This window comes from Pararhodobacter zhoushanensis (genome assembly GCF_003990445.1).
In the GTDB taxonomy this organism is placed as follows: Bacteria; Pseudomonadota; Alphaproteobacteria; order Rhodobacterales; family Rhodobacteraceae; genus Pararhodobacter; species Pararhodobacter zhoushanensis.
On record NZ_REEZ01000005.1, the window covers coordinates 209,201 to 222,041 of the forward strand.

The following is a 12,841-nucleotide window of genomic DNA, read 5'->3' on the forward strand; positions in this document are numbered from 1 at the left end:
GAATGAGGCATCGTGAACCGGTGTCAGGATTCCATCAAGAAATTTGACCGATGGTTCAATTTGTGACCGGCAAAACGCCGCCTGAGTCGCGCGATTCATCGCGCGCTTACGTAACTGTGCCATGACGGCAGGACTGGGGACGTAACGGCAACCGCAAGGCGGAGCCACTGCAAGGACACAACCCGTGCCGACGTTGATTGCCCTCGCCGGTTTGCCCGGCACCGGGAAGACCAGCATTGCGCAGGCGCTTACCCGCCGCACGGGGGCGGTGTTGCTGCGCATCGACGCGATCGACGCGGCGATCTGGCAGGTCGATCCGGCGCGCGAAGGGCAGGGCGAAAGCTATCTGATCGCCGGGGCCATCGCCGTGTCCAACCTCGGGCTGGGGCTGAATGTCATCAGCGATTGCGTGAACCCGTGGCCGGTGACGCGCGACGTCTTCCAGACCGCCGCCACGCAGGCGGGCGCGCGGCATCTGGGCGTGGAGCTGATCTGCTCGGATCCGGTTGAACACCGCCGCCGCGTGCAGTCCCGCATCTCGGATCTGCCCGGGTTCCGGGTGCCCAGCTGGTCTGAGGTCCTGGCGCGCGACTACCTGCCGTGGCGCGAGGCCGATCTGCAGATCGACACCGCCCGCACGTCGATCAACGACGCCGTGTGCCGCATCGCCGAGGCGTTACGTTAGCCGCGCCGTGACCTGCCGGATCAGCGCCCGCGCTTCGACACTTGGCCGCTGCTCGATCCGCTGGTAATCACGTCCACCCGCCGCGCGCTGCATGAGGCCCAGCCCGATCATGTCGCGCCTCAGCAAGGCCCGGTCGCCGAAGCTGTGCCAGCCATCCAGCAGCCGGTTGATCGCCCCCTCGTCCAGCGCCTCGCGCGGCAGGCGGGACCACAGCGCCCACAGGCACAGGATCTGCAATTGCCGCCGGGCGGGCCAGCGGATCAGCTGGCCGGCCCCGTCGAAACAGGCCAGCGCCCGCTCGACCTGCCGGAAGTCGGCGCTGGGCTCGGGCGCAGCCTTCAGCCGCCCCTCGGCGGCATGCGCGGCGCGCAGGTGCTGGTGATTGCGAAACCCGGCCGAGCGGGCGAGCATGTTGAGCATCTCCAGATGTGACGGGGCAGGGCCCCTGGCATCCAGTTGCCGCGACAGCTGGCGGGCAAAGGCGGAAACATCGGCGGTGGTCAGCGGAATCAGATCGCGCGACATGGCATCCTCATGAGGGCCGCGGGCAAGGTCGTGGTCGCTGACTTACGACGCGCGGCACAACATGGGGTGTGTCGGATCATCGCTATAGGGCAGGTTTAGCTTCCCTTTCGGGACAGCGACGCCTTGGGAACTGCCGACCATCCCGCGATTCTAGCGCAAGCGCCCCGCACCGGCAAGCCAGACGCATTGGGGGCAGACAGCGCGCGGCTTGCGCGTTAGCGTGCCGGTCCGCACCGCCAAAGCCAAAGGGAGGCCCCATGAGCGACGTCATCATCCGCCGGTTTGTCCCCAGCGATCACACCGACTGGGTCGGGCTGTGGCAGGGCTACAACGACTTCTACCGCCGCACGGTAGAGGAACGCACAACCGAACGTCTGTGGGGATTGCTGCTGTCAGGCTCGGGCGAGCCCTTTGCCTATGCGGCTGAACTCGACGGCAAAGTGGTCGGCTTCGCGCATTACTACTTCACCCCGTCCACCTCGGACTGGACGCCGCGCTGCTATCTGCAGGATCTCTTCGCCTCGACCGCAGCACGCGGCCACGGCGTCGGACGCGCGCTGATCGAGGCGCTGTATGCCGATGCCGACCGCCACGACGCCGCGCAGGTGTTCTGGCTGACCGAAGACAGCAACGCCACCGCGCGCCAGCTCTATGACCGCGTGGCGCGCAAGACGGCGTTCATCAAGTACCAACGCTGAAACGCAAACGCCCCGGCACAAAGACCGGGGCGCCCGATCTGTCAGTGGGCCAGCAACACCGCCCGCTCGGCGTGCTCCAGCACGTCGCGCGTCGGCCCGCCCAGAATCGCCTCGCGCAGGCGCGAGCGACCGTAAGCCCCCATCACCATCAAGGACGAATCGCTGTCTTCCATGTGGCGCAGCAGTACGTCGGCAATGCGCGGCATGGTCTTGGCCAGCACGGCCACTTCGGCCCGCACGCCGTGGCGCGCCAGCATCTGCGTCAGCAAGCCGCCCGGGTCCGAGCGTTCGGCGCTGTGCGCGGGCGGGTCAACGATAACCACCATCACCTCGTCCGCGGCCTTGAGCAGCGGCATCGCGCGGCGCACGGCGGACAAGGCCTCGTGCGACTGATCCCAGGCGATCATAACCCGCTTGCCGAAATCGGGTTTGAGCCCTTTGTGCGGCAGCACCAGAACGGGGGCGCGGCCCTCAAACAGTGCCGCCTCGATGACCGCTTCCTGCGCTGGCGTGACGTCTGCGCCATAAGGTCGCGACTGGATCACCAGATCGGCGAAGCGGGCGCGCTGGCCGACCAGCATCGGCAGCCCGCCAAACTGCGCGATCGCTGAATCAACGCTCCAGCGCAGCGACTGGCCCTCAAGCTGGTGTCGCCCGCGCGCTTCCAGGGCCTCGGCCTCGGTCTGCGCCCGTTCCAGCGTTTCCTGCAGCAGGACGGGCGATGCGCCCATGTAAAACCCGCCTGCGGGCGTCAGATCGACACCCAGCATGCAGGCTGTTAGATGCGCGTCATGAGACTGTGAAAACTGGATCGCATCCGGCAAGGTTGTGTCAAGCTCAGAGGCACTCGAGAGAAAACTGAGAATCGATTTATAGGCCATGGACGTCCTCCTTCTGCCAGCTGCTGGCAGATCATGATGTCCTGCGATGATCCGCCGCGCTCCGCTGGACTGCATTGATCTCTATCAAGTCCGCGCAGTCATAACATTTGGGGTCACTTGACTTGAATCAAGGTCTGGCAGCCCCGGAGCCGAAATAAGGACGAAGGCGTAACAGGCCCCGACTCTGTCTGGAGACGGGGGAAACGCTAAAAAAACGAACGAAGGGACGCAAACAATGTGGGATTACGTCAAGCTGATCGTGCTTGCCGCCGTCGCGGTGCTCGCCGCGATCGCTGCAAGTTACGCGCGTGACCTCGCCTACCTCGTCCACATGATGATTTTCATGCTGGCGGCGGTAGCGGCTTTCCTGTGGCAAATTCGCCACATGGGAGAGGCGGTACACAACGAAAAAGAATATATGGACGGCGTCATTCGCTATGGCGTCATCGCAACCTGCTTCTGGGGCATCGTCGGGTTTCTGGTCGGCGTCGTGATCGCCTTCCAGCTGGCCTTTCCCGAGCTGAACCTTGCGCTGCTTGAGGGCTTTGGCAACTTTGGCCGTCTGCGCCCGCTCCACACCTCGGCGGTGATCTTCGCCTTTGGCGGCAACGCCCTGATCGCTTCGTCCTTCTACGTGGTTCAACGCACGACGGCGGCACGGCTGTTTGGCGGCAACCTCGCGTGGTTCGTGTTCTGGGGCTATCAGGTGTTCATCCTGATGGCGGCGACCGGCTATGTGCTGGGCTCGACCCAAGGTCAGGAATACGCCGAGCCGGAATGGCTGACCGACCTGTGGCTGACCGTCGTCTGGGTCGCGTATCTGCTGATCTTCATGGGCACGCTGATCAAGCGCCGCGAGCCGCATATCTATGTGGCGAACTGGTTCTACCTGTCGTTCATCGTCACCGTGGCGATGCTGCACATCGTCAACAACCTGCAGATCCCGGTTTCTTTCCTGGGCTCGCGGTCGATCCCGGTCTGGTCGGGCGTGCAGTCGGCGATGGTGCAATGGTGGTATGGCCACAACGCCGTCGGCTTCTTCCTGACGGCCGGCTTCCTGGGCATGATGTATTACTTCATCCCCAAACAGGCCGAGCGTCCGGTCTACAGCTACAAGCTGTCGATCATCCACTTCTGGGCGCTGATCTTCCTGTATATCTGGGCCGGTCCGCACCATTTGCACTACACCGCCCTGCCTGACTGGGCGCAGACGCTGGGCATGACCTTCTCGATCATGCTGTGGATGCCGTCCTGGGGCGGGATGATCAACGGGCTGATGACCCTGTCGGGCGCGTGGGACAAACTGCGCACCGACCCGGTGATCCGCATGATGGTCGTTGCCGTGGGCTTTTACGGCATGGCCACGTTCGAGGGGCCGATGATGTCGATCCGCGCGGTCAACTCGCTGTCGCACTATACGGACTGGACCATCGGTCACGTCCACTCGGGCGCGCTGGGCTGGAACGGGATGATCACCTTCGGGGCGCTCTACTATCTGGTGCCCAAACTGTGGAAGCGTGAGCGTCTCTATTCGCTGAGCCTCGTCAGCTGGCACTTCTGGCTCGCCACGATCGGCATCGTTCTGTACGCGGCGTCGATGTGGGTGACCGGCATCATGGAAGGCCTGATGTGGCGCGAAGTCGACGCGCAAGGCTTCCTGGTGAACTCGTTCGCGGACACCGTTGCGGCCAAGTTCCCGATGAACGTGGTGCGCGGAACGGGCGGCCTGATGTTCCTGACCGGTGCCTTGATCATGTGCTACAACCTGTGGATGACCGTGCGGAAGGTGGGCGAAGCGAAGCCTGCCACCGCTGCGGTTGCCGCTGAATAAGCGGAGGATGAAATGGGTATTCTAGATCATCACAAGAAAATCGAGAAGCACGCCACCCTCTTGCTGGTCCTCAGCTTTTTGGTGGTGACCATCGGCGGCCTCGTGCAGATCGTGCCTCTGTTCTACCTGCAGAACACGATCGAAGAGGTCGAGGGCATGCGCCCCTACGCACCGCTGGAACTCGCCGGTCGCGAGATCTACGTGCGCGAGGGCTGCTATGTCTGCCACAGCCAGATGGTGCGCCCGATGCGCGACGAGGTCGAGCGTTACGGCCACTACTCGCTGGCGGCGGAATCGATGTACGACCACCCGTTCCAGTGGGGCTCCAAGCGGACCGGGCCGGATCTGGCCCGTCTGGGCGGGCGCTATTCGGACGAATGGCACGTCGCCCACATGCGCAACCCGCGTGACGTGGTGCCGGAATCGATCATGCCGCCCTATGCGTTCCTGCTCGATCGTCCGATCAACGGCGAACACATCGCCGATCTGATGAACGCCTACCGCATTGTCGGGGTGCCCTACACCGACGAGATGATCGCGACCGCGCGTGAGGACTTCCTCGCGCAGGCAGACCCCGAAGCCGACACGTCGGGCCTGCTGGAACGCTATCACGATGCGCAGACGCGGAACTTCGATGGCCAGCCTCAGCTGACCGAGATGGATGCGTTGATTTCGTACATGCAGATGATCGGCACGCTGGTGGATTTCGACACCTTCGTGCGCGACGACAGCCGGTAAGGGGGAAGAGACATGCAAACCTACACTCTTCTTCGGAGCTTCGCGGACAGCTGGTATCTGCTGTTCATGGCGCTCTTCTTCGTCGGGATCATTGCCTGGGCCTGGCGGCCCGGCAGCCGCAAGGTGCAGCAGGAAGTCGCTGCCAGCATCTTCCGCAATGACGACAGACCGGCGGGGGACGGGGCTGACGCCCCCTCCCAACGCCAGAGCCAGGGGGCACGCTGATGGCCACGCCAAAAAAGAAAAGCAACGACCCCAAGACGACGGGGCATTCGTGGGACGGGATCGAGGAATTCGACAACCCGCTGCCGCGCTGGTGGCTCTGGGTCTTCTATCTGTGCATCCTGTGGTCGGTGGTCTACTGGGTGCTCTACCCGGCATGGCCAATGGTGAGCGGGGCAACGTCGGGCGTGCTGGGCTATTCGTCGCGCGCCGATGTCGAGGTCGAGATCGCCGATGCCGACGCCGCCAATCAGGTCTGGTATGACCGGCTGATGTCCACCGATCTGGACGCGATTTCGGCCGATCCCGAACTCGAGCGCTTCGCGGTCAACGCCGGGGCTGCCGTGTTCCGCGCCCAATGCTCGCAATGCCACGGCGCCGGTGCCGATGGCCTGCGCGCGGGTTCGGGCTTTCCCAACCTGCTCGATGACGAGTGGATGTGGGGCGGCACCATGGACGACATCGTGACCACCGTGACCTACGGCATCCGCAACGAGGATTTCCCCGATGCGCGCTACTCCGAGATGCCGTCCTTTGGCCGCGATGAGCTGCTGACGCCGGAAGAGATCGATCAGGTTGTGAATCACGTTCTGGCGATCTCGGGTCAGGCCCATGACGCCGCGCTGGCGGCCGCAGGGGCCGAGGTGTTCGATCTGAACTGCGCGTCCTGCCACGGTGCGGACGGCTCGGGCGACACGTTTGTCGGTGCCCCGGCGCTGAACAACGCGATCTGGCTCTATGGCGGGTCCGAGGCCGACATCCGCGCCACGGTGAACAACGCCCATTTCGGCATCATGCCGGGCTTCACCAACCGTCTGAACCCGGCGCAGATCCGCGCTGTGGGGGCCTATGTCCACCAGCTGGGCGGTGGCCAGTAACCTGACGAACCCGGGCCCTGTGCGCAGGGCCCGGCGGCTGCACCGGACCCGATCCTGTTCGCGCGTTTCGCGGGGCCGGTGCAGCTTTGACGTAAGCAAAGGCGCACCCGGTCGTCCCACCGGTGTGCGCCTTTGCCACATTTAATCTGTCTCGCGAAGTCTGATTTTTGATTCAAGTCAAGGCTCTGGTCGCCACCCTGTGCGAAGCAGCCCCAAGCCAAGAAATGGAGCGAGTCCGTGAGTACCACCGAAGAGCCAGAACAGCTGTACGCCAAGCGCGAGCCGATTTTCCCGCGCCGCGTCAAGGGCAACTTCCGGACGCTCAAGTGGTGGCTGATGGGGCTGATGCTGGGCATCTACTACATCACGCCATGGATCCGCTGGGACCGGGGCCCGGCGATGCCGGATCAGGCCGTGCTGGTCGATCTGGGCAGCCGCCGCTTCTTTTTCTTCATGGTCGAGATCTGGCCGCACGAGTTCTATTTTGTCGCAGGCCTGCTGATCATGGCGGGCATCGGGCTGTTCCTGTTCACCTCGGCGCTGGGCCGGGTCTGGTGCGGCTATGCCTGCCCGCAGACCGTCTGGACCGATCTGTATATTCTGGTGGAACGCTGGGTCGAGGGCGACCGCAACGCGCGTCTGCGCCTGCACCGCCAGCCCTGGGGCGCGGAAAAGATCCGCAAGAACGCGACCAAATGGCTGCTCTGGCTGCTGATCGGTCTGGCGACCGGCGGGGCCTGGGTGTTCTATTTCACCGACGCGCCGACCCTGCTGCACGATCTGGCCACCTTCAGCGCCCACCCGGTCGCCTATGGCACCATCGCTTTCCTGACCACGACGACCTTCCTGTTCGGCGGCTTTTTCCGCGAACAGGTCTGCATCTACGGCTGCCCCTGGCCGCGCATTCAGGCCGCGATGATGGACGAGGACACGCTCACCATCAGCTATCGCGACTGGCGCGGTGAGCCGCGCGGCAAGCACCACAAGGGTGTCGAGGACACGCGGCAGGGCGACTGCATCGACTGCATGGCCTGCGTCAACGTCTGCCCGATGGGCATCGACATCCGCGACGGCCAGCAACTGGCCTGCATCACCTGCGGTCTGTGCATCGACGCCTGTAACGACGTGATGGACCGCATCGGCAAACCGCGTGAGCTGATCGGCTACATGGCGCTGACCGATGAAACCCGCGAACGCGCCGGCTCTGCGCCGAAAAGCATCTGGAAACACGTCTTCCGCCCGCGCACCGTGGTCTACACCGTCATCTGGGCCGGGGTCGGCGTGGCGCTGCTGGTCGCGCTGTTCCTGCGCACCGATATCGACATGTCCATCGCGCCGGTCCGCAACCCCACGCATGTGGTGCTGGCCAATGGCTCGGTCCGCAACGCCTATGACATCCGCCTGCGCAACATGTACGCGGAACCCCGCCAGTTCTACCTGACCGTGGCCAATGACGCCTCGATCAGCTTGACGATCGAAGGGGTGCAGGGCCAACTGGTCACCGTGGGACCGGATGAGCAGCTCAACCAGCGCGTCTATCTGACCGCAGCGGCGGGTACGCCCGCCGCCGTGGCTGCAACCTCGCCCGTGCGGGTCTGGGTCTCGGTTACCGGCGAGACCGACCGCATCTATGGCGACACAGTCTTCAACGGAAGGGGCGAATAATGGCCGATACTGCAGGGCGCGAGCTGACCGGGCGCAAGGTTCTGGCGATCACCGTGTCGGCGTTTTCGGTGATCATCGGCGTCAATCTGGTCATGGCCTATTACGCCGTCGGCACTTTTCCGGGTCTTGAGGTGGCGAATTCCTACGTCGCAAGTCAGGGCTTCAACGACCGGATGCGCGCGCAACAGGCGCTGGGCTGGACGACCGAGGCCGACATGACCGGCGGGCAGCTGACCGTGCGCATCACCACCGCCTCGGGCGATCCCGCGCCGGTGGCCGCGATCACCGCCATTCTGGGCCGCCCCACGACCGAGCGCGAGGACACCATCCCCGATCTCGCCTTCAACGGCGCGGCCTATGTCGCCCCCGTTGATGTGGACTACGGCAACTGGGATCTGCGCATCAGCGCCGAATCCGCCGACGGCACGCAATACGACTACCGCGTCGGCGTGATCCACAACCCATGAGGACCGCGCCATGACCGATTCGTCGTATGGCCAAGGGCAGGGGCCCGCCCCGATGTCTGCCTGCCCCGCCTGCGTTGCCATGCCCTCGGCGCTGGACCGTGCGCAGGCAGCGGCTGCGGCGGCCTCGGCGCGGATCATGCTGTCGGTGCCGGATGCCCATTGCGCGCTGTGCATCACCAACATCGAGCGGGATCTTGAGAAAATGCCGGGCGTCAAAAGCGCCCGCCTCAACCTGACCCTGCGCCGCGTCTCGGTCGAGGGGGAGCCAGGCGTCACCGCCGCTGCGGTGGCCGAGCGGCTGGGCAAGATCGGCTACCCGGCGTATGAACTGGACCCCGGCCAGCTCAGCATGACCGAGACCGACCGCCAGGGCCGCGACCTGCTGATGCGGCTTGGCGTCGCGGGGTTCAGCATGATGAATATCATGCTGTTGTCGGTCGCCGTCTGGTCCGGTGCCACCGACGCCACCCGCGATCTGTTCCACCTGATTTCCGCCCTGATCGCCGTGCCCACCGTCGCCTTCTCGGCCCAGCCGTTCTTTCGCAAGGCCTGGGCCGGGGTGAAGGCCGGGCGGCTGGACATGGATTTCCCGATCTCGCTGGCCATCGTCCTGGCCACCGGTATGTCGCTCTATGAGACCTTGAACGGCGGCCACCACGCCTATTTCGACGCCGCGGTGATGCTGACCTTCTTCCTGCTGGCCGGCCGCTACCTCGATTTCCGCACCCGCGCCGTCGCCCGCTCGGCCGCGCAGGAACTCGCCGCACTTGAGGTGCCGCGTGCCCTTCGCGTGACCGATGGGACCGAAGAGACCGTCGCCGTCTCGGCCCTCACCCTCGGTGATCTGGTGCTGGTGCGCCCGGGTGGCCGCATCCCGGTCGATGGCGTCATCGTCGCGGGCACCTCGGAACTCGACCGCTCGCTGCTGACCGGCGAAACGCTCCCGGTCTTCGCCAGCCCCGATCTGGTGGTCACCGCCGGCGCGGTGAACCTGACCGGCCCACTGACCGTGCGCGTCACGGCGGCGGGCAAGGACAGCTCGCTGCACCGCATGGCCGATCTGGTCGCCGTGGCCGAAAACGCCCGCAACAAATACACCACGCTGGCCGAACGCGCCGCGCGGCTCTATTCGCCCTCGGTCCATCTGCTCGCCTTTGGCGCGTTCCTTGCGTGGATGTGGATCACTGGCGGCGACGTGCGCCTGGCGCTCAACATCGCCGCCGCGACGCTGATCATCACCTGCCCCTGCGCGCTGGGTCTGGCCGTGCCCGCCGTGGTCACCGCCGCCTCGGGCAAGCTGTTCCGGGCGGGGCTGCTGATCAAGGACGGCTCGGCGCTGGAGCGTCTGGCCGAGGTGGACACCGTGGTCTTCGACAAGACCGGCACCCTGACGCTGGGCACGCCCGAACCCGTCAGCCTCGACACCCTCAGCCCGCACGCGCTGGAAATCGGCGCGGCGCTGGGCGCTGCCTCGTCGCACCCGCTCGCGCAGTCTCTCGCGCAGGCGGCAAAGGCGCGCGGCGTGATCCCCGCGCTGCTTGACGACATCGCCGAGGTGCCGGGCCACGGCGTTCAGGCGCTCTGGCAGGGCACCCGCGTGCGCCTTGGCCGCGCGGATTGGGTCGGGGCCGACAGCCTTGAGACCACCGGCACCTACCTCGCCATCGGTGCCGAGCGGGTGCACGCCATCGCCTTCACCGACCGCCTGCGCGACGGCGCGCAAGAGGCCGTGACCGCCTTCAAGGCGCAGGGTAAGCGGGTTCTGCTGATCTCGGGCGACGTGCCGGGGGCGGTGCGCGCCATGGCCGAACGGCTGGGCATCGACGACTGGCAGGCCGAGGCCTTGCCGCAGGACAAATCCGCCACCATCGAAGCGCTGCAGGCCAAGGGGCACAAGGTGCTGATGATCGGCGACGGGCTGAACGACACGGTGGCGCTGACCGCCGCGCATGTGTCGATCTCTCCGGCGACGGCGTTGGATGCGGCGCGCGTGGCCTCGGACATCGTGCTGCTCGGCACCTCGCTTGCCCCGCTGCCCCATGCGCAACGCACCGCCGTGCGCGCGGTGCGGCGTATACGGGAAAATTTCGCGATCTCGTTTGGCTATAACCTGATCGCGGTGCCCATCGCGCTGGTTGGTCTGGCCTCACCGCTGATCGCGGCGCTGGCCATGTCGGTGTCGTCGATCACCGTCGCACTGAACGCGCTGCGGCTCAAATAGGGACGAACACATGGATATTCTGGCGATCCTGATTCCGGTTTCGCTGCTTTTAGGCATTGCCGGGCTGCTGGCCTTCTGGTGGACCCTGCGGCGCGGGCAGTACGATGACCCCGAAGGAGACAGCCAGCGCATCCTGCGCGGTGACTACGACGACCACCCTAAACCGTGATGGAACCCAAAAGCAGACCCGCACGGCCTTGACCTTTGGGCGCTTGAGGCACTTATTACCCCCAACGCAACCAAACGAAAGAGGTACCGCGATGTCCTTCACCCTTCCCGACCTTCCCTATGCCCACGATGCTCTGGCCTCGCTCGGCATGTCCAAGGAAACGCTGGAATTCCACCACGACATCCACCACAAGGCCTATGTCGACAACGGCAACAAGCTGATCGCCGGCACCGAGTGGGAAGGCAAGTCGGTCGAAGAGATCGTCAAGGGCACCTACCAGTCGGGCGCTGTGGCGCAGAACGGCATCTTCAACAACGCCTCGCAGCACTGGAACCACACCCAGTTCTGGGAAATGATGGGCCCGAGCGGCAACGCCATGCCCGGTTCGCTGGAGAAAGCCATCGTTGACAGCTTCGGCTCGGTCGACAAGTTCAAAGAAGATTTCTCGGCTGCCGGTGCCGGTCAGTTCGGCTCGGGCTGGGCCTGGCTGGTGAAAGACACCGATGGCGGGCTGAAAGTCACCAAGACTGAAAACGGCGTGAACCCGCTGTGCTTCGGCCAGACCGCACTGCTGGGCTGCGACGTGTGGGAGCACTCCTACTACATCGATTTCCGCAACAAGCGCCCGGCCTACCTGACCAACTTCCTCGACAAGCTGGTCAACTGGGAAAACGTCGCGGCGCGTCTGGGCTGAACCCCGCGCCGATACGAGACAGGAAAAGGGGGGCCGCGCGCCCCCCTTTTTGCGTCTGGAACCCCGCAACTCGGGGGCATCGAGCCCCCTCGCCGCGGCGCGCGTGCCGCGCGCAAGGGGGGCTTTCTGCCCCCCTCGGCCTGACGGCCTCACCCCCTGAGGATATTTGCGGCATAAAGTTGGGTTAACGACTCGTTAAGTTTCAACTTTATGCTTCAAATATCCACGGGTGGGGTTCAGGGGAGGGGGCGTGCCTCCTCCCCTGGCGAGGGGGGCTCGGGGGGGCGAGCAGCCCCTCCGATCTGCGCGTCCTCAGGCTGCACCACCCGCTGATCCAGCAGCAGCACAGCCCCGAACCGCACCGCCAGCAGCAGCACCGCCGGCGCGGTGAGCGGTCCGGCGATTGTTCCCAGCGTTTCGGCGTCGCGGATGTCGGCGGATTGCAGCTCGGCGCGTGGTTCTGCCTGAAGTGTCGCCGCGACCCAGGCCCTCAGCCGGGACGCCGTGATGCCGGTTTTCGCCATCTCTTCGGCCTCGGACAGCGCGCGCGACAGCACCAGCGCGGCAGCGCGGTCCTGAGCCGTCAGCCGGGCGTTGCGGGTGGACACGGCCAGCCCGTCGGCGTCACGCACGGTCGGGACACCCAGCACGCGCAGCGGCATATCCAGATCGCGCACCATCTGCCGGATCACGCAGAGCTGCTGGTAATCCTTCTCGCCAAAACAGGCGACATCCGGCTGCACGATGTTGCACAGCTTGGTAAACGCCGTCGCCACACTGCGGAAATGCACCGGCCTGAACTTGCCGATCAGGGTCTTCGCCAGCTCGGTCGTTTCCACCATGGTTTGCGCGTCGGGCCCGAACATCTCGTCCACCGAGGGCGCGAAGACCGCATCCACCCCGGCCGCGTGCAGCGCCGCCTCATCCCATTCCGGCACGCGCGTCCGGGTGGCGACGTCATCGGTAAGCCCAAAGGGCGTGGGGCTGGCAAAGATCGACACGACGACCCGCGCCGCCTCGCTTTTTGCCCGCGCGACCAGCGCCTTGTGCCCGTCATGCACAAAGCTTGAGGTCGGCACCAGCGCAACCGCCTCGCCCGCCGCGCGCCAACTGCGCGCGACGTCGCGCATCGCGGATTTTGTCGTGATGAGCTGCATCGCACCCCCC

14 protein-coding genes are annotated in these 12,841 nt (G+C 65.3%); 11 read left to right on the top strand and 3 right to left on the bottom strand.

Annotation, left to right across the window (positions count from 1 at the left end):
• Positions 1–184 precede the first annotated feature (184 nt).
• Positions 185–685 (top strand): P-loop nucleotide/nucleoside kinase family protein, encoded by a 501-nt coding sequence (locus EAE28_RS13650; RefSeq protein WP_127107163.1) that lies wholly within the window; start codon positions 185–187, stop codon positions 683–685.
• On the opposite strand, the gene EAE28_RS13655 is transcribed toward EAE28_RS13650, so the two are convergent.
• Complete coding sequence (locus EAE28_RS13655) at positions 677–1,210, bottom strand: DUF2087 domain-containing protein (protein WP_127107165.1); 534 nt, start codon at positions 1,208–1,210, stop codon at positions 677–679. The genes EAE28_RS13650 and EAE28_RS13655 overlap by 9 nt on opposite strands.
• Before the next feature lie 257 nt (positions 1,211–1,467).
• Between EAE28_RS13655 and EAE28_RS13660 the strand changes: the two genes are divergently transcribed.
• Entirely contained in the window at positions 1,468–1,908 is a 441-nt protein-coding gene (locus tag EAE28_RS13660; RefSeq protein ID WP_127107167.1) for a GNAT family N-acetyltransferase, read from the top strand.
• A 41-nt stretch (positions 1,909–1,949) separates the two neighbouring features.
• On the opposite strand, the gene EAE28_RS13665 is transcribed toward EAE28_RS13660, so the two are convergent.
• Positions 1,950–2,789 (bottom strand): universal stress protein, encoded by an 840-nt coding sequence (locus EAE28_RS13665; protein WP_127107169.1) that lies wholly within the window; start codon positions 2,787–2,789, stop codon positions 1,950–1,952.
• A gap of 235 nt (positions 2,790–3,024) precedes the next feature.
• Between EAE28_RS13665 and ccoN the strand changes: the two genes are divergently transcribed.
• The 9 genes from ccoN to EAE28_RS13710 all read left to right on the top strand — a co-directional run bounded on the left by ccoN (position 3,025) and on the right by EAE28_RS13710 (position 11,674).
• Positions 3,025–4,620 (top strand): cytochrome-c oxidase, cbb3-type subunit I, encoded by a 1,596-nt coding sequence (gene ccoN, locus EAE28_RS13670; protein ID WP_127107171.1) that lies wholly within the window; start codon positions 3,025–3,027, stop codon positions 4,618–4,620.
• A gap of 12 nt (positions 4,621–4,632) precedes the next feature.
• Positions 4,633–5,358, top strand: a complete 726-nt coding sequence (gene ccoO, locus EAE28_RS13675) for a cytochrome-c oxidase, cbb3-type subunit II (protein ID WP_127107173.1) — start codon at positions 4,633–4,635, stop codon at positions 5,356–5,358.
• A gap of 12 nt (positions 5,359–5,370) precedes the next feature.
• A complete protein-coding gene (locus EAE28_RS13680; RefSeq protein ID WP_127107175.1) occupies positions 5,371–5,583 on the top strand; it encodes a cbb3-type cytochrome oxidase subunit 3 in 213 nt (70 codons plus the stop codon).
• Positions 5,583–6,458, top strand: a complete 876-nt coding sequence (gene ccoP, locus EAE28_RS13685) for a cytochrome-c oxidase, cbb3-type subunit III (RefSeq protein WP_127107177.1) — start codon at positions 5,583–5,585, stop codon at positions 6,456–6,458. Before EAE28_RS13680 ends, ccoP begins: the two co-directional genes overlap by 1 nt.
• 237 nt (positions 6,459–6,695) lie before the next feature.
• On the top strand, positions 6,696–8,123 hold the full coding sequence (ccoG, locus tag EAE28_RS13690) for a cytochrome c oxidase accessory protein CcoG (protein ID WP_246022355.1): 1,428 nt from the start codon (positions 6,696–6,698) through the stop codon (positions 8,121–8,123).
• Positions 8,123–8,590: a FixH family protein gene (locus EAE28_RS13695; protein WP_181954492.1), complete on the top strand. Its 468-nt coding sequence runs from the start codon at positions 8,123–8,125 to the stop codon at positions 8,588–8,590. Before ccoG ends, EAE28_RS13695 begins: the two co-directional genes overlap by 1 nt.
• Positions 8,591–8,600: 10 nt before the next feature.
• Complete coding sequence (locus tag EAE28_RS13700; protein ID WP_127107181.1) at positions 8,601–10,811, top strand: heavy metal translocating P-type ATPase; 2,211 nt, start codon at positions 8,601–8,603, stop codon at positions 10,809–10,811.
• A gap of 10 nt (positions 10,812–10,821) precedes the next feature.
• Positions 10,822–10,980: a cbb3-type cytochrome oxidase assembly protein CcoS gene (gene ccoS / locus EAE28_RS13705; protein ID WP_127107183.1), complete on the top strand. Its 159-nt coding sequence runs from the start codon at positions 10,822–10,824 to the stop codon at positions 10,978–10,980.
• Positions 10,981–11,071: 91 nt separating this feature from the next.
• On the top strand, positions 11,072–11,674 hold the full coding sequence (locus EAE28_RS13710; RefSeq protein ID WP_127107185.1) for a superoxide dismutase: 603 nt from the start codon (positions 11,072–11,074) through the stop codon (positions 11,672–11,674).
• Positions 11,675–11,910: 236 nt separating this feature from the next.
• Here the strand turns inward: EAE28_RS13710 and panC are convergent, their stop codons facing one another.
• Positions 11,911–12,831 carry a pantoate--beta-alanine ligase gene (panC, locus tag EAE28_RS13715; RefSeq protein WP_127107187.1) on the bottom strand — a complete coding sequence of 307 codons (921 nt, stop codon included), beginning with the start codon at positions 12,829–12,831 and terminating at the stop codon, positions 11,911–11,913.
• Between the last annotated feature and the right edge of the window lie 10 nt (positions 12,832–12,841).